Origin of the sequence: Bacillus cereus group sp. BfR-BA-01309, assembly GCF_022664315.1 — a bacterium.
Lineage (GTDB): Bacteria > Bacillota > Bacilli > Bacillales > Bacillaceae_G > Bacillus_A > Bacillus_A mobilis.
Window position 1 is genome coordinate 1 of sequence record NZ_JAKUHE010000016.1, and the last position, 18702, is coordinate 18702.

Below are 18702 nucleotides of genomic sequence, written 5' to 3' on the forward strand. Positions count from 1 at the left end.
CTAACCATCCTTGCCCACAGTCATCAACTGTAATGCGCATGTTCAAATTCCCTTTTTTGCTTTTATCTCCACGAGAATATAATTGTCGTGTACGCAAATCTTTCCATTCTTGATTGGATATCTTGTTTTTCATTCTTTCATAGAAATTTTTCCTCCCACCAAAAATAATAGGAGGTAATGTTTCATTTTTAATATGTTTTGCATACGTTTCTATTCTTTGCTCTAATTTTTGTTTTCGTTTTCTTAAACCAATTAAACAAGTTTCTAATAAAACTTGTTTAGGTCTTTTTTTACCACTTTCATAATCATCTATTTTTTGTAACGTCTTTTCTAACTTTTTTTGATTGTTTTCTAGGTAAACAGGAAGAAGTTCTTTTTGAGAGAAAAGGATCGTTTGCGCTTGTAAAATCGCATCTTCACAAAAACGTTTATTTAACAAATATTTAGGTTGTAGTTTTTTTATCAATTCTTTCTCGTTTTCGCCCTCAATCAAACGATTAAAACTATATCGTTTTGCACTTTCGAACGTACGGATCAAAGTAATTAAAGCTTCCGTTTGTTCTTTTGTAATAGAATTGATTTTACAAGTACGTGTTGTTTTCATCCTTTTCCCCCCTTTTCATCACCTGAAAATATTATAGGTTGAATTCTGTAAAATATAAAACCTGTAATTGTAAATTTTTATAGTTTTTTATAGATTCTTATTTACTGTCATTAACTCCTTTAACAAATTATTACATAACAGGAGACGAAAAAGAAAGAAACTATTGGTATAATCCACTGTAAACCATTCGTTTACACAATAAAAAAAGAGAGAATAACTCCTTGAGTTACTCTCTCTCTTCTATTAAAACAGATGAATGTTTTCTTTCTTGCAAGCTTCACGTAAATCGTCAGGCCATACAGAAGATTGAACTTCACCGATATGTGCTTTTCGTAAGAAGTACATGCACATTCTTGATTGTCCAATACCACCGCCAATTGTTAATGGTAGTACGTCTTCTAAAATACCTTTATGGAAATCGTACTCACGTTTGAAATCTTCACCTGTTTTCTTTAATTGCTCATCAAGTGATTTGCTATCAACACGAATTCCCATTGATGATAATTCGAATGAAGATTGTAATACTGGGTGCCAGAATAAAATGTCACCGTTTAATTTCCAATCATCATAATCAGCTGCGCGCCCATCATGCTTTTCACCTGAACGAAGTGCATCACCAATTCCGATAATGAAGACTGCACCGTGTTCTTTCGCAATTGCGTGTTCACGATCTTTCGGTGTTAATTCTGGATATTTATCTTCTAGTTCTTGGGAAGTGATGAAAACAATTTCTTCTGGTAAATACTTTCCAAGGAACGGATACTTTTCAAATAAGTGATCTTCTAATTCTTTGAATATTCCATAAATTATTTGTACTGTTTTTTGTAAGTAATCTACAGTACGCCATTCTTTTTGAACGATTTTTTCCCAATCCCATTGGTCAACATAAATGGAATGTGTTGCATCAAGTTCTTCATCACGACGAATCGCGTTCATGTTTGTATATAAACCTTCACCAGCTTCATATCCATATTCATGTAATGCGAATCTTTTCCACTTCGCTAGTGAGTGAACAATTTCTAATTCTTCTCCTGAATGTAACATATCAAATTCAATTGGACGCTCTACACCGTTTAGATGATCGTTTAATCCTGATTTTTTCGTTACGAATAATGGTGCAGATACGCGGAATAGCTCAAGGCGTTTTGCTAATTGATCCTCAAAAAATGTTTTAACTTCCTTAATTGCGATTTGAGTCTCTCTTACTGTCATTAATGATTGATACATGGTGGTTTCCTCCTAAAATGTTTGGATGTTGTGAAAAGAAGCCAACAAAAAAAGCCCTTCTTCCCCAAAAAACTGGGACGAAAGACTTTGGTTCCGCGGTACCACCCAAATTAGCAACAGAGGTTGCTCACTTATACAGTACGGAGATGAAATATCTCGATACTGTTCTTCTTGTAACGGCGAAGTACCCGGCTAAGTCTACTTTCCTGTAAAGGATTTCGGTTAGCAACTCCAGGAGGTTCTTCATAATAGGCTTCGTATCAGGCTCACACCACCCCTGACTCGCTTAGACTACATCCTACTACTACTCGTCCTTTCATAGTCGTTTTGTTGTCACATCTCTGAAACATTTTATTAATGATTATTCTATACAAAAAATAAAGAAAGTCAACAAAAATTTAAAAATATTTTTCAATTCTTTATTTTACGGCTTTATTGATTGTTTTTAATATAACATCTTCACTTCTTTTGCCTTGTTAATCCAAAAAATGTTTCGCTAAGCGAGACTAACATATACACAACAAGTAATGTAATCGTTCGAAATATAGAATCCGCAGTATTTCGTATTTTTTTCATTTTCTTTATAATTCCTTTCAGTTTACTTGCAAATTCATGTTATACTATAGCATTCAAGCAGTTTATTTTTACTTAAAGTAAACATAGTCATTTATAAAGAGTATTTTCTAAATCATTGACTATTATCAAATAAGATTTTTATATAACGGAGTGATCATATGAGTAAAACGAAAGCAAAACCAAAAAAAGGTGTAGGACAAGGTACAGGAAGTAAAGGGTGGAACCGTTGGCAATCAAGTGCAAAGAAAAAGGCAGCTGCCAAGCCATACAAAAGTAAAGGCACAAAGAAGTAATTTATATAACATTTGATTTCTTTACTTTGCACAAAACAAAATATAATTATTACAACAAAAAAGCTATGCCCTCATACATTTGAAGGCACAGCTTTTTATATTAGATCATTAAAATATCTCGAATTTCTTCCTCAGTAATTGAGGACAATTTCTCTTCTCCCGGCTCAATCACTTCAGCGATTAAATTTTTCTTACTCTCTTGCAGTTCATGCATTTTTTCCTCAATTGTTCCGTGAGCCACTAATTTAATAACTTGTACCGTATTTTTTTGTCCCATTCGATATGCTCTATCTGCTGCTTGTTGTTCAACAGCTGGATTCCACCATAAATCGTACAATATAACCGTATCGGCACCCGTTAAATTAAGACCCGTACCACCAGCTTTTAAAGAAATGAGAAATAGATCCCCTTCTCCTTCGTTAAACCGGTCACATAGCTCTACACGTTCTTGCGAAGGTGTATTTCCGTCTAAATAAAAGTATGGAACAGCTTGACGGTTTAACTCACGACCAATAATAGACAGCATCTTCGTAAATTGAGAAAAGATTAAAATTCTCTTACCAGTACTTCTGCATTCCTCTAATATCTCTAACAGTTGCTCAAATTTAGCTGAACTCCCCTTATAATCATCAACGAATAAAGCGGGATGATTACAAATTTGTCGTAATCTCGTTAAGCCAGCTAAAATTCTAATTTTATTTTTACGTAACGTATCTTTATCTAAATGCTTTAACGTTTCTTCCCTTAATTTCGCTAAATAAGCAGCATATAGTCTCTTTTGATCTGGTAATAACTCCGATGACTGTAAGTGCTCTATTTTATCTGGAAGCTCCTGTAATACGTCTTGTTTTAACCGTCTTAATACGAAAGGTTTTACGCGCTTTGCTATATCTTCGCGCCTCAAATCACCGAATTCTTTTCTTCCCGGTAATAATTCCGGAAAGACGACATGGAAGATAGACCATAGCTCTTCTAATGAATTTTCTACAGGCGTTCCCGTTAGTCCGAAACGATGCTCAGCTTGAATTGTTTTCACTGCTCTTGCAGTTTGCGTTGTAGGATTTTTAAACGCCTGTGCTTCATCAAGAAATAGTGTATGAAACGGCCTCGCATACGATCTTATATCTCTTCTCAGTAACGGATATGACGTAATTACGACATCAAATTCCGCTACGTCCTTTAAAATTTTTCGTCGTTCTGTTTGATTTCCATCTGCAATAACCGCTTTAATATGCGGGGCGAATTTTTTCAATTCACTAAACCAATTGTAGACGAGCGAGGACGGTGAAACGACTAATATAGGTAGCTTCTTCTCCCGAATTTCAGGCAAAACAGAATCTATAAAAGCAATACTTTGCAGCGTTTTTCCAAGTCCCATATCGTCTGCTAAAATACCGCCAAAACGGTAATAGGCAAGTGTTTTCATCCATTCGAATCCGTATACTTGATACTCTCTCATGACAGCATGTAAAGTTTGCGGTACTGTAAACTTTAATTTTTTCGGGTTTTGAATGCTTTCAACTAAATCTTGAACAGACTCATCTAAACTTAAAACATGACCCTCGTGAAGTCCGTTCATCCATTTTACACTCCGAATAAGCGGAACATTCACTTCTTCCCCATGTAAAAATTCTTTTCGAATACCTGATTCTTTTACAAACTGATTAATTTCATTAAACTCTTTGCTCTCTAGTGATAATAAAGAACCATTCGCTAATCGGTAATATTTGCGTTTCTCTTCTAGAGCGACTAATACACCTTTAATTTCCGCTTCCGGTATTCCTTTTATATCAAAACGAAATGATAACCAATCAATTCGTTCTTTTCTTCTTACCCTAATAAGAGGTGCTGTATCTCCTTTATGAATGCGTAATTTAATTGCTGTTGTCGCGTAAATATCAACTAAGCCTTTTAACGTTGGAACGACATGATATAAAAAGTTATACTCAGCCTCTTCATTATGCATAAAGTAACCACCTTCTGTTTTCGCAAAGGTACTTTCACTCATAATGTCTAAAATCTCTTTTTCCTTTTTCTCATCCCGATTAAAAACAGACGGCTGCCCGTCTTCTTCTAGCGGATTGATCACAACATTTCCATAATGAAATTCAAGACCTGCTAACAAGCGATTTTTCACTCGATCTAAATATAGTTTTGCTTTTAGCGACGGTGTTTCAACACGATCTGATATGACTTCATCAATGCGTACCGTTCCAAGTTTCATTAATCCTGGTACGACTTTCGCTACGAAATGTTCCATCTTATTTTCAGGAATATAAAACTGATTGCTATTTGAGCGGCTCATCATCTTTTGCAATTCAATAAGTCGCATACAATCTTCCATAGGCAAATGATATAGTTTCCCATCATAAAGAGCGTTGTTATACATTTCCATAACTTGAACACGATTTAGGCCGTCTATATGAAGTGTGAATCCACCATTATTTCCTTTCGTAAATTCAAAATGTAATGGCAATAAACCGTTTGACATCTGCAAACCATGAAACAGTTGCTCATTTTGTTTCAGCTGTACATACTCCACTTTAGAAAGTGAAGAGAGCATATCTTTCCATGAAGCTGGCGGTATGAATATCATACTTTCATCTTGTTTCGCATGTACTTCTAACGTATCTTCATACATTTTTTCATTATGATACATTTTAATCAGCTGCTGAATAACCGCATCCGTTTCTTGCTTGAAGCTATGTACATCTGGTGTGTATGTAAATTCATTGGAACAATGAAAAGCCTCTCTTTTCTCCACTTTAGAAAGAAATTCTCTAATATGCTTTATAAAATAAGTTTTCGCAAGTTTTAACTGAATTCCAAGAAGGGCCCCACCGCTTTTCGTAGCCACTGGTGAACATATAAACGCAACATCTAATATTTCACGTGTATCAAAACGGTGTTGTTTACTTTTTGGCCGCAGTGGTTTGTCTGCAAACAACTGAAACATCCCGCTCGTTAATTGATCATTTCCGCTCATGTTTTCATTACTAGCAGAGACCATGCCGCCCGTTTGCTGGTTATAATTTATTTGTATTAGTACGGCTGCAACATGTTGACAGTACGTTTGAAAAGATGCTAACGAAGGACAACTACATCTCGCAACTACATCACCTTTTTGAGCTTTTTCTACTGTAACGTGAAAATCTTCATTCCCTTTTACCGTCGCCTCACAAATTTCTTTCGTTTCATCATAATGATTCACGATTACTTTATTTGATTTATAATAAGCTTCGCCTCTTTTATAGGAGGTCTCTCCGCACACTTCTTTAATAATCGATTTATTTAATGTAAAACTCATTGTTTTGACACTTCCTTAATGTAAAACCATTTTCTCTTACTTAACATTTTACATGCTTAACGAGAAAATATAAAATGTTGATTGAACAAAAAAGATGCTTATTTATAAGCACCTTCTTCACTCTATCTCCATCAACCTTTTCGCCTCAAAATACAACACTTGAATAAATTTTTTCGTATTAATTCGTATATGTCCAGAAGTCGCTATTTCATCCTTTGTCATTTCTGTCATTCGTTTTCTCACTACAGTGAAATCAAAAAATTTCGGGGCATAGCTTTCAAATTTTGGATTTGAAAAGTCTGTTAGTCCGAGTGAAGCTAAATGATTCAATGATTGATAAATCGCTCTTCTTACACGTTGTTCAGATGCTTTTCTCTCCTTATCTATATCTACATCCGAAGCTATATGATCTAATTTTTTTAATGTGATTTGGTGAAAAGTGTCTTTTAACGCAGGAAATCCAAATTCAAATGTTTGCGCCTTTTCTTGTCCGTATAAATATTCCAGCATACTAAGTAAATCTTTACTTCCGTTCTCTCCCGCAATACCTAGTTCTGCTAGTAAGAAGCGTCCGGAATCTGCTATCTTTTTTGCTTCTTGCACCGGTTCATTGCGCATTTGCGGCTGCTCCCACTGAAACACGTTATTCAATGATTTTTGAATATCATGTATGGAACGCTCCAAGCGAATCCGTTCCATTACTTTTCGTACGACAGATTCAACTTCAATTTTGTTTAGTGGTTTCGTAATATAATATTCCACACCAAGTGTATATGCCTCACCAATGAGCTGTTTCGATTCAACTTGGGAAATCATAATAATTTTCCCGTTGAATGCAGGCGCTATATGGCGAACTGTTTCAATGCCATCTCTCATTGGCATGAGTAAATCAATAAACAAAATATCCACTTTTTTATAATTTAGCTGTTCTACTTCTACAAAAGCTCCATCTTCCGATTCTCCAATTACTTCCCCAAGATCGCCATCCTCAATAATTTGCGAAAGCATCGAACGGAAAACTTCATCATCATCTACAATATAATAAAACAAACCTATTCCCCTTCCCGCTTTAAACTGCCCTCCGGTAAACAAACGATAAACTTACATCCTTTTTCATTTTCATTGTCTTCTAACCTTACTTCTCCGCCGAGCTCTGTTACCATTTCGTGTATGTAAGAAAGTCCAATACCTGTTGACGGTGTTCCTGTTTGATCATACTTGGAAGTAAACCCGGGCTTAAATACTAATTTCTTATACTTTTGTGCTATACCAGGGCCATCATCAATTACTTCAAAGATTACATGTTGATCTCGTTTATATAACTTAATATGAATGAGACCTCTATCTTCAATTGCTTCCACTGCATTGGCAACTAAATTATTAAAGATTGATAGCACTGTATACACGTGATATGCAGCGTGTTCACCTTCTATATGTTTAGAAAAACATATATCTTTCTCTAGCATTCCAGCGTACTTTTCATTTATTCTTACAATCATTTCTGTAAGCTCATGACCTTCTACATACTCCGCCACATTTTTATCTAATAACAGTTTGGATAATCCTGCAAAAATTCTTTGATTATCCTTTTTTATTTCGTGCACTTCTCCTGCTATTTTCAATGCTGTTTTACTACTAGAATCATTTTTCGCCTGTAAATTTCGATATAGTTGATATGCTTCTTGTGTAATCAACTCTGCATTTTGCAACGTTTTTTTCAAATGAACTGATTCTACATATAAATTCGAAAGGTGCATGAACATTTTTTCATTTTCTTTTCGGACTTGTGATTCTTTTAATTTCGTTTCATATAATATCATCATATTTAAAAATCCTAGTGCAAAGAAACTACGGAAAATAGCAATAATGATAAGTTTATTTACTTCAGAAACTGTTATCGTTGTACCGAGCACGACCATGTGATAAATCGCTAGTTCTGACATACTTGCGATAATTTCAATTGTAATTCCAAGGCAACCAATAACGATTGGTTTCTGATGAAACTTATTCACCCTACAAAATGAAAAAAGACTTCCATAAATAAAATAATAAAAGAACACAGGATAACGCAAATAAAATGATTCTGTCATATGAAATGACCCTTGCATAACCCAGTCAAGACATACGCGGAATAAAACGACACATATACCGACCAGAATACCCGCAGCCGCTGCTGGGATTCTTCTTAAAAACAGCAATAAAAAGAAGAAAAGCGGCGTCCCAAAGCTAACGCGAAACGTATCGTTAAAAGGATGAAAATTAAGCTCTCCAGCAATCGGAACAACAACCATTAATATAATTAAAAGGGATATATCTTTCTTCCATAACTGATTCCAATTCAAAGGTGCCACTTCCTATACTTTTTGTCAGTAGTAAAAGTGAAAGCCCGCTTATATAATAAACGGGCTTTATTTCTATATGCTAACCTTTTCTACCGCTTTTATTTGGCGATACTCTGGCTCCCAGATTGCTTCTTTCACTGCAATCTTGATATCGTTATCACTTAAATTCTCTCTAGCTACACCTTCTGCAACAGCAACTTTCGCTACTTCAATTGCAACCATTTCCGAGATATTACGTAACTCTTCAACTTCTGGCAAAATAGGTGCTCCTGGCTGACTTGTATCTACCATGCTTGCAACTGCTTCAGCAGCTGCTGCAAACATTCCATCCGTCATGACGCTTGCACGTACAACAATTGTTCCAAGACCAAGCCCTGGGAAAATAAGTGCATTATTTGATTGTCCAATCACATACGTTACACCGTTATATGTAACTGGTTCAAATGGACTTCCTGTTGCTACTAATGCTCTTCCTTCTGTCCACTCGATTAAATCAGCTGGTTTCGCTTCGGCAAGTGGCGTCGGATTCGACATTGGTAAAATGATTGGTCTTTCTACGTGAGAAGCCATTTCTTTAATAATCTCTTCTTTAAATGCGCCTGCAACCGTTGATGTACCGATTAAAATTGTTGGTTTTACATGTTTCACAACTTCAGCAAGTCCAATCACATCATTTTGTTTCCACTCACTTACTTCCGCTTCTTTTCGTGCATACGGCATTTGGAAATCAAGAAGATCTTCCATATCATCTGTAACTAACCCGTTACGATCAATACACCAGAAACGCTTATATGATTCTTCTTCTGATACGCCTTCGCGGACCATTGCATCTCTAACTTGATCTGCGATACCGATTCCAGCCGTCCCAGCACCAAATACAACAACGCGGTGTTCACTTAACGGTACACTTGAAGCTTTCACTGCCGATAATACAGCAGCAAGGGAAACTGCACCTGTACCTTGAATATCATCATTAAATGTACAAATATCATGACGATATTTATCTAAAATTTTTCGTGCATTTCGAGAACTAAAGTCTTCCCAATGTAATAGTGCTTTCGGGAATTGCTTATTTACCGCTTGTACAAACGTATCAATAAACTCATCGTAAGCTTCACCAGTTATACGAGGGTGACGATTTCCAATATAAAATGGATTATTTAATAGTTCTTCACGATTTGTACCTACGTCTAGAATTACCGGTAATACACGACTAGGATCGATTCCAACCGCGGCCGTATAAACAGCTAATTTTCCGATTGCGATGTTAATCCCACCAACGCCCCAGTCACCAATTCCAAGTATGCCTTCTCCATCTGTTACAACGACTAAATCAATGTTTTCAGCTGTTGCACCGATATTAGCGAATGCTTCTTCAATACCTGACGGATCGTTAATTGATAAATACACACCACGTGGTTTACGATATTCATGACTATATCTTTGAATTGCTACACCAACAGTTGGTGTATATACGATCGGTAACATTTCACGTAAATGATTTGTTAATATACGATAAAATAATACTTCATTTCGATCATGCAACGCTGTTAAGTATACATTCTTTAATAAATCATCCGGCTGAGAACAAAATTGCTCGTATGCTCGGCGTGCTTGTTCTTCTAATGTTAAAACTGCTGGCGGTAATAACCCTTTTAAACCTAATTCTTCTCTTTCTTCTTGCGTGAAAGCGACCCCTTTATTTAAAAGTGGTGTTGATAATACTTCTACTCCTCTTAATGTCGTTTCTAATGAACCATTAGAAGCTACTGTAAACTTACTCATAACATCCCTACCTCTATTCATATATAGCATTTCTATATTGTAAACAAAAAAGAGGGGCTTGTCCCCCCTCTTCTGTTAATTTTTCTTTAAAAGAGTTGCTCCTGCAATCCCTGGGTGTGTCATTTCGAATGGATCTAGAATTAACTCTAAATCTTCTTGTGACAATACACCATTCTTCACACAAAGTTCTCGAACGGATTGACCTGTCGCGATTGCTTCTTTCGCAACGCGAGCTGCTGCTTCATAACCGATATGAGGGTTCACGGCTGTAATAATTCCTACACTCTTCTCAACATACTCTTTTAAGCGATCTTCATTCGCTTCAATTCCTTTTAAGCAATTATCTGTAAAGACACGGAAACCGTTATTCATAATGCTAATTGATTGAAGTAAGTTGAATACAAGTACTGGTTCCATAACGTTTAATTCTAGTTGTCCTGCTTCTGAAGCAAGGCAAATTGTATGGTCGTTACCAATTACTTGGAACGCAATTTGGTTAATTACTTCTGGCATAACAGGATTTACTTTCCCTGGCATAATTGATGAACCTGGTTGACGAGCTGGTAGCATAATTTCCGCTAAACCAACGCGTGGACCTGATGCCATTAAGCGAAGGTCATTTGCAATTTTAGACATATTCATCATACATACTTTAAGTGCTGCAGATACTTCTGTGTATGCATCCGTATTTTGCGTTGCATCTACTAAGTCTTCTGCACCAACAAGTGGTAATTCACTGATTGCAGCTAAATGTTTTACAACTGCTTCAATATATTCTGGATCTGCATTTAAGCCTGTACCAACTGCAGTTGCTCCCATATTTACTTCATACAGATGTTGACGTGATTGCTTGATACGTTTCATATCACGTTCAAGTACACGAGAATACGCTTTAAATTCTTGTCCAAGACGAATTGGCACAGCGTCTTGTAAATGTGTACGACCCATTTTAATAACATGATCGAACTGTTCTGCTTTTAATTCAAATACATCGTGCATATAACCCATCGTTTGTAATAAACCTTCTAATGCGTTTAATGTTGCGATATGAATCGCTGTTGGGAATGCATCGTTTGTTGATTGTGCCATGTTTACATGACTATTTGGACTAATATAATGATAGTCTCCCTTTTCCATTCCTAATAATTCAAGAGCACGATTGGCCATGACTTCATTTGCATTCATGTTCATTGAAGTACCTGCTCCGCCTTGGATTGGATCTACGATGAAATGATCATGCCATTTTCCATCAAGAATTTCTTGAGCGGCTTCTGCGATCGCGCCGCCCTTGTTCAATTCCAATCTTCCTACATCTGTATTAGCAAGCGCTGCAGCCTTTTTCACAATTGCGAATGCTTTAATTAAGCCTTCATGGATTTTGTATCCTGTAATTGGGAAGTTTTCTACTGCACGCATTGTTTGTACGCCATAGTATGCATAGTTTGGTACTTCTTTTTCACCTAAAAAATCTTTTTCAATTCGAACACCATTTTTAACTTCAGTTAATGTTGCCATGATTATTCACTCCTTAACGATTTCTTATGCTGCTTTTGTTTCTTTGACTGTTTCTACATATTGTTTTGCTTTCTCATTATCGAATTCGCCTTCCCACTTCGACATAACAATGGCCGCTAATGCATTTCCTAATACATTGACAGATGAGCGAATCATATCTAAAATGCGGTCAATTCCCGCAATTAACGCGATACCTTCTAGTGGTAACCCCATTGAACCTAACGTTGCTAATACAACAACGAATGATGCACCTGGAACTCCCGCCATACCCTTGGATGTTAACATGAGAACGAATAATAACGTAATTTGCTCTGTCAGTGACATGTGCACACCGTACATTTGTGCAACAAACAATGCCGCTAAAGCTTGATAAATAGCCGATCCAGTCAAGTTAAATGTATAACCTGTCGGAATTACGAAAGAGGCAACTGCCTTTGGACAACCGAACTCTTCCATTTTTCTCATTATATTAGGTAAAACAGCTTCTGAACTTGCTGTCGTAAATGAAAGAATAAGTTCTTCTTTTAAAATTTTCATTAATGTAAAAATGTTTACGCCAACCATTCGTGCATTAATACCTAATACAATCACAACGAATAGTATAACAGTTACGTATACAGCTAGCACTAGTTTTCCTAAAGGAAGTAGTGTTGCTACACCAAATTTTGCAACCGTAACCGCAATTAATGCGAATACACCAAATGGTGCAAATTTCATAACTTGATTTGTAACCCAAAACATCGCTTCGAGTACACCTTCAAAGAAGTTAAAGACAGGCTTTCCTTTGTCTCCAATTGCCGCAACTCCTAAACCGAATAATACTGAGAAGAAAATAATCGGTAATAAGTCACCTTGTGTAATAGACTCAAATATATTTTTCGGTACAATATGAACAATCGTTTCTGCAAAGCCTTTCTTCTCTGTTGCATCTGCTGTTTGTTTATAAGAAGAAATATCACTTTGCTGTAAATTACTCATATCAACGCCAGTACCTGGCTGGAATATATTCGCTGCAAGTAATCCCATTAAAATAGCAATCGTCGTAATAATTTCGAAATAAAGAATTGTCTTACCGCCCAGTTTCCCAAGCTTTTTCATGTCGCCTACACCAGCTACCGCGACAATTAATGCTGAAATAACAATTGGTACTACAATCATCTTAATTAAGTGAATAAATATATCCCCAACTGGTGTGATATAAGAAATCGCCGTTTTATTACCATAAAAGATTGCCCCTACTACAATCCCTAAAACAAGGGCAACAAAAATTTGTGTTGCCAATCCGAATTTTTTCATTTATGTTCATCCCCTTTATGCGAACGCTTTCATTTCGTATTTATAAAAGCTTACACACACATCATATAGGCGAACCTACAAAATCATACAAAAACCTACAAGTTCGTCACAAAAAATTCGAAAATTTTTCTTTTCTTTTTCATTGACACCTTTTCGTGAAAAAGAAATAAAATATACTTGATAAGTAATCAGATTGTTTCGTATAATCAAAAAGATATATACTTACAACAAATCGAAATGAAAAGGAGTGGATGGTATGAAAAATTATGTACAAAAATTCGTCCTATCTTCTTCTTTTCTTTTTCATTTTCTTAAAAAGGAACAAAGGCATTTGCCTTTGTTCCTTTTTTATTGCGATCTATATAGGGGGAATTGTTATGAAGCCATACAAAAGAGTCTTAATTAAATTAAGTGGCGGCGCACTTGCTGATCAATCCGGAAATAGCTTTAACTCCAAACGATTAGAACATATCGCAAACGAAATTATATCCATTATTGACTTAGGTATCGAAGTATCCATTGTCATCGGCGGTGGCAACATTTTCAGAGGTCATCTAGCTGAAGAATGGGGAATTGATCGTGTAGAAGCTGATAATATCGGTACATTAGGCACAATCATTAACAGCTTAATGCTTCGCGGCGTTTTAACAAGTAAAACAGATAGAGAAGTACGCGTTATGACTTCTATCCCGTTTAATGCGGTAGCAGAGCCTTATATTCGCCTCAGAGCAGTACATCATTTAGATAACGGTTATGTTGTCATTTTTGGCGGTGGTAACGGGCAACCGTTCGTTACCACCGATTATCCAAGTGTTCAAAGAGCCATTGAAATGAATAGTGACGCAATATTAGTCGCAAAGCAAGGAGTAGATGGCGTCTTTACTAGTGATCCAAAACATAATAAATCAGCGAAAATGTACAGAAAACTAAACTATAACGATGTGGTTAGGCAAAACATACAAGTCATGGATCAAGCCGCTTTATTACTTGCCCGTGATTATAATTTACCCGCACACGTCTTTAACTTTGATGAGCCTGGTGTTATGAAAAGAATTTGTTTAGGTGAGCATGTGGGGACATTGATTAATGATGATGCTTCATTGCTTGTACATGAAAACTAATTATTTCTCATTAAAAAAGGATGTCTATAAAAGACATCCTTTTCCATTAACCTTTATAAATAAAAATCCACTAATCCCGCAATTTTCTCCTTACAACGCTCCCAAAACGATAACTTCTCAAAAAATTCTTTCGTCATTTCTTTTGAATCATGAAAATCCTCCGTTAACGCCTCATTAACTTGCCCTACAATTGAACCACCATGAATATACAAATTCATCTCATCATTTATATTGAAACTTCGTGAAGTAAAATTTGTTGTACCGATAACAGTTAGTTCATTATCAATTAACATTAGCTTCCCATGAAACATCCCTTTTTTATAACCATATACTTTAATTCCATTATTAACAGCTTGACGAATATACGGATACGCCGCCTCTTTAATAAGAGGAATATCTGGTTTATATGACCAAAGTATTTTTACTGTAACACCACGTTTTTGCGCTTCAAATAAAGCATTCATTAATTCTTTATTTGTCGCTATAAAATAAGGTGTTGTAATGACAATTGAATGCTTCGCTTGTTTTATTAATTCGATATATGTTTCAGCGACGTGATGTCCATTGTAGCTAGTCATCGTATGTAATGTGTTCCCTTTACTCGCTTTATTCGTACTTCTTTTTATATGTTCTTTAGTATCTCGTTTCCAATCTAAAGCGAATTGTTCTTCTAAATCTTTTGCTCCTTCTCCTTTAAGCCGTACATGATAGTCACGCCAATATCCAAATCGCTTATCTTTTCCTAAATACTCATCTCCTATATTAAAACCACCTGTATAGCCAATCTCCCCATCAATCGTCGTAATACGACGATGATTGCGATGGTGAAGCGAATAAAAACCGAATGGCAATTGAGGTTTTCTACTATATGTAAAATGTACACCACTTTCCCGCAATTCATTTATCTTCTTTCTTTCGAATGATAAATCATTAATGCGATCAACGGATAAATAGACGTTTACTCCTTCTTTTGCCTTCTCTTTTAATAAGTTTAAAAAAGTATGGCTACTTTTATCATCCGACAAAATAAAAAAGTACGTGTAAATAGATTGTTTCGCTTCTTTTATATCCGTAAATAACTGTTTATAAAATGACTTCCCTTCTACATATAATTGAAAGTCACTATGATGTGGTGCATACTCTGTCGGCATGTTTTTCCCGGCTTCCATTTTTCTTCCGAGCGTAACGTCAATATGCATACAAATTAATATAAAAATAACAATCGCAATAATAATAGAAGTAACTCGCAATATTTTTTTTATCATTTTGATTTCCTTCCGCTCAAATTACTTTCTACTCCGTAGTGTTTCATTTAAATATGTTTTCATACGAAATGTATTTCTTAATTTTTAATCGATGTTAAACAGGTAAAGGAGAGGAGAATATGAGAAAAGGAAAAACCCCTATTGTTTTTATCCCAGGGCTTTTCGGTTCTATGAGTAATATTATTATTCCAGGTACCGGTAATTGGGGCTTTGGACTTTCTGCGTTTGTTTATGAGCCGTTCATCAAGATGTTAGAAAGTATGGGGTACAAACGAAATAAAGACTTGTTCATTTGTTTTTATGACTGGCGGCAGCGCATCGTTTTTTCTACACAAAAATATTTATTACAAACGATTGCCTATGCGAAAAAAATTACAGGTTGCGATAAATTAAATCTCATTTGTCATAGTATGGGCGGGCTTCTTGGACGTACTTACGTTCAAAGTGACGCATATAAAAATGATGTGAATCAGCTTATTATACTCTGTACACCAAACGCTGGATCTCCGGCCAATTATAGTTATTGGACTGGGGGTAGTCTTCCTGTCCATGCCTCTTCTAAAATAAATATCGTTCATTTTTATATGGAACAATTCATTCACTATTTAAGCACCTTACATAACACGAATACAGTTGCGGCAATACATCTTTACTTTCCAGGATTACAAGATGTTATTCCGTGTAAAGATTACGGAAATTATTTATTTATAAGATCTGGCTCTTCGATTGCATTTCTTCCTTATAGTAGGATGAACACGAAAAACCCTTTCCTCGTTGTATTAAATGAAAATAGATCTATGATACAAAAAAGAAATATTGAAACTACACTCATTGCCGGAGATGGAGAGGAAACCATTCAATATTTACAAGTTGTCCCTTCACATTCCAAACTGAGATGGACAGACGGCAAAGTCGTCGGTGATATACTTACAAAACATGGTGATGGCAATGCTGTTCTACATAGCGTTTTTCTTCTAGAGGGAAATAAATATGTTGTGCATGCTTCACATAACGAAGTACTCTATAAAAGCATTCCTATATTACAAAAGATACTCTAAACTACGAACAAAAAAGGTGCGGCATTAAGCCACACCTTTTTTATTTAAACAAAGTTTCTCGCATCATTATTTCTTCCAAACTTATAAATAGCAATTAAGAAGAATGCGACCGCAAAGGCGAATAAAATTAAAATGTTTAAATACAACTCAGAGAATGGAATTCCTTGTTGTAGTTTTGATACAGTGTCTAATAGCCATCTCTGCGGAAGAAAATCAGCTACTTTTTGTACCGCTTTGGGCATAATGTCATACGGAAAATAACATCCAGCTAGTAAACATGTCGGTACAATAATCATATTTTGCAGTGCATTTGCTGATGCTGAGTTTTTCGAAAAAGCGACAAGGACTAACGATATTCCAATCGCTATTAAAGCAAATAGCATGAGTATACCAATCATCAAGATGAAAGGCATATTGATATTTATATGAAAAACATTCGTTAGGACTAGGATTGTAATTAGAATTTGTACTGTTAATATCATCAAATTTACCCCGACATTAGATAATATGAACTTCTTCCCATCTATCGGCGTTGATATGAGTCTAAAATACGTTCTATTCTCTTTTTCTTTTAAAATCTGACCAGATAAGTTCGCTGCTGAAAATAACATAAACATAATCAGATAACCCAGCGTTTGCTTTGTCATATCCTTATTTTTCGAAGTATCTTCTAGCGTTTCAGTTTTCATTTTAAATGAACCTTTTTGATACCCAGCGTACATAGTATCAAATGTACTTTGATCTGCCCCTGCTACTTTACTAATAGCCGCTACATTATCAATATAATTGTATAAATATGATTTTATAAATCCTGTTACTTGATCGCCTTTAATCGATGAAATTTCAATATGAGCTGGTTTCCCTTCTCGAACACTTTTGGAAAAACCAGAATCTAATGTAATAACTCCATCAAGTTTTTTGGAAGTGAGTTTATCTTCTACTTCAGATTCTTTAATTTTACTTACCTTTACATGATTTAATCCTTCTAAAAATTTCACCGTATCATTTGCTATAGATTGATTTTCTTTATTTATAACCCCGATATTTAACGTCCCTTGCCCCACATTCCCATACATTGAGAAGGAGATTAGCGTCCCTATTATCGGTAAACTAATTATAATGAGTAAACTTTTTTTATTTTTCAAAAGCACAGATAACGTTTTTTGTATGAGCCATAAAATATCTTTCATACTATAGCCCCTCCCGTCTACGTAATGCAATAATTGCTATTAATAAAAATAGTGCCGAAATGCCAAGATTTAAACATATTACCGGCAGTGCTGCTCCTACATCATTTGCATAAATAATTTTCATAACAGCTGTGTTTGCCCACGTTAATGGTGATAAATTCGTAACGAAATTTTCTTCTATTACGAAATATGCACCACCAAAAATAGAAGCTAATTGCACTACTACCATAATAATTGCTCTTGATGCTTCCGGTGTTTTTGTAATATATCCGATTCCTAAACCGAAGCTAATTGCTAGGAAGACTTGTGTTAATAAAATAATAAATATGATTCCAAGATGTTCGCCCCAATTCGCTTGAAAAACATATTTACTAAATAACATAACGAGTAATATGCACAAAGCATTTGCTACTAGGCTACCAAGTACTTTTCCAATGAATATTTCAGCCTTACTTATAGGTGCAGCAATGAGACGATCTCCTGTTTTACGTATTCGTTCTCCTCGAATTAAAGAACTCGCCCCCATTGCAGCATATAGTGCAATCATCGTTGTCATTACAACCGCATAGTAATCCATAGAACCTGGTTTTTTCGCAGCTTGTAAAGATGTTTCTTTTATATAATCATTATGATTTCCATTTGAAATAACTGCGCTCACCTTACTAGGATCAACTTTTGCAACTTCGGCCGCTACATTGTACTTATCAACAAATGTTGTAAGCATACCTTCCACAATACTTCCCTCAATACTACTCTTGTCACTTCCGTAAAATTTTGCACCATCTTTATTTAATTCTACATAAGCAGCATATTTATTTTGCTTCACTTCTTCTTTCCCATCTATACTGCCGGAAGCTTTTTTAAAATGAATACCTGATTTATCGACTTCTTTCGTAAATGCTGCAAACGCTTGTGAAAGTGAGCTACTCGCTTCATCTTTATATAGCACTTGTATATCCTTAATCGATTGACTATCACTATTAAATGCATTCGTTAACGCTGTTCCTAATACAAGCATAAGCACAATCGGAAATGCTAACATAAAAACTAAAGTTCTTACGTCTCTGAAATCTCGTTTAATATGCATAACTGCAATATTGAAGATGTTCAATTGATGAACCTC

The 18702-nt window shown here is 35.5% G+C and carries 13 protein-coding genes, 1 pseudogene and 1 other annotated feature; of the genes and pseudogenes, 3 read left to right on the forward strand and 11 right to left on the reverse strand.

The window, feature by feature from the left end:
* Window positions 1-604 (reverse strand): annotated as a pseudogene (locus MR115_RS23635) (IS200/IS605 family accessory protein TnpB-related protein); the annotation flags it as partial.
* A 243-nt stretch (window positions 605-847) separates the two neighbouring features.
* Window positions 848-1831 carry an aspartate--ammonia ligase gene (gene asnA / locus MR115_RS23640; protein WP_242242960.1) on the reverse strand — a complete coding sequence of 328 codons (984 nt, stop codon included), beginning with the start codon at window positions 1829-1831 and terminating at the stop codon, window positions 848-850.
* A gap of 70 nt (window positions 1832-1901) precedes the next feature.
* Window positions 1902-2160: a binding site (T-box leader), on the reverse strand.
* Window positions 2161-2565: 405 nt separating this feature from the next.
* Here asnA and MR115_RS23645 point away from each other — a divergent pair.
* Window positions 2566-2700, forward strand: a complete 135-nt coding sequence (locus tag MR115_RS23645; protein ID WP_000047588.1) for a DUF3934 domain-containing protein — start codon at window positions 2566-2568, stop codon at window positions 2698-2700.
* Window positions 2701-2800: 100 nt separating this feature from the next.
* On the opposite strand, the gene MR115_RS23650 is transcribed toward MR115_RS23645, so the two are convergent.
* From MR115_RS23650 to MR115_RS23675, 6 genes are all read right to left on the reverse strand, one after another.
* Window positions 2801-6007, reverse strand: a complete 3207-nt coding sequence (locus MR115_RS23650) for an SNF2 helicase associated domain-containing protein (RefSeq protein ID WP_242242961.1) — start codon at window positions 6005-6007, stop codon at window positions 2801-2803.
* Between the two features lie 117 nt (window positions 6008-6124).
* Window positions 6125-7057 carry a response regulator gene (locus MR115_RS23655; RefSeq protein ID WP_242242962.1) on the reverse strand — a complete coding sequence of 311 codons (933 nt, stop codon included), beginning with the start codon at window positions 7055-7057 and terminating at the stop codon, window positions 6125-6127.
* Window positions 7058-7059: 2 nt separating this feature from the next.
* On the reverse strand, window positions 7060-8358 hold the full coding sequence (locus tag MR115_RS23660; RefSeq protein WP_242242963.1) for a sensor histidine kinase: 1299 nt from the start codon (window positions 8356-8358) through the stop codon (window positions 7060-7062).
* 63 nt (window positions 8359-8421) lie between these two features.
* Window positions 8422-10134 (reverse strand): oxaloacetate-decarboxylating malate dehydrogenase, encoded by a 1713-nt coding sequence (gene malS, locus MR115_RS23665; protein ID WP_242242964.1) that lies wholly within the window; start codon window positions 10132-10134, stop codon window positions 8422-8424.
* A gap of 75 nt (window positions 10135-10209) precedes the next feature.
* Entirely contained in the window at window positions 10210-11649 is a 1440-nt protein-coding gene (gene aspA / locus MR115_RS23670; RefSeq protein WP_242242965.1) for an aspartate ammonia-lyase, read from the reverse strand.
* Window positions 11650-11673: 24 nt separating this feature from the next.
* Entirely contained in the window at window positions 11674-12945 is a 1272-nt protein-coding gene (locus tag MR115_RS23675) for a cation:dicarboxylate symporter family transporter (protein WP_242242966.1), read from the reverse strand.
* 377 nt (window positions 12946-13322) lie between these two features.
* Here MR115_RS23675 and pyrH point away from each other — a divergent pair, with 377 nt between their 5' ends.
* Window positions 13323-14066, forward strand: coding sequence for a UMP kinase (gene pyrH / locus MR115_RS23680; RefSeq protein WP_000806134.1), 744 nt, complete (start codon window positions 13323-13325; stop codon window positions 14064-14066).
* Window positions 14067-14119: 53 nt separating this feature from the next.
* Here the strand turns inward: pyrH and cls are convergent, their stop codons facing one another.
* The gene (cls, locus tag MR115_RS23685) at window positions 14120-15331 is read right to left on the reverse strand and encodes a cardiolipin synthase (RefSeq protein ID WP_242242967.1); all 1212 of its coding nucleotides are present in this window, start codon (window positions 15329-15331) and stop codon (window positions 14120-14122) included.
* A 119-nt stretch (window positions 15332-15450) separates the two neighbouring features.
* Here cls and MR115_RS23690 point away from each other — a divergent pair, with 119 nt between their 5' ends.
* Window positions 15451-16389 carry an esterase/lipase family protein gene (locus MR115_RS23690; protein WP_242242968.1) on the forward strand — a complete coding sequence of 313 codons (939 nt, stop codon included), beginning with the start codon at window positions 15451-15453 and terminating at the stop codon, window positions 16387-16389.
* 44 nt (window positions 16390-16433) lie between these two features.
* Here the strand turns inward: MR115_RS23690 and MR115_RS23695 are convergent, their stop codons facing one another.
* Window positions 16434-17579 carry an ABC transporter permease gene (locus MR115_RS23695; protein ID WP_242242969.1) on the reverse strand — a complete coding sequence of 382 codons (1146 nt, stop codon included), beginning with the start codon at window positions 17577-17579 and terminating at the stop codon, window positions 16434-16436.
* Window position 17580: 1 nt separating this feature from the next.
* The gene (locus tag MR115_RS23700) at window positions 17581-18690 is read right to left on the reverse strand and encodes an ABC transporter permease (RefSeq protein ID WP_098586597.1); all 1110 of its coding nucleotides are present in this window, start codon (window positions 18688-18690) and stop codon (window positions 17581-17583) included.
* Between the last annotated feature and the right edge of the window lie 12 nt (window positions 18691-18702).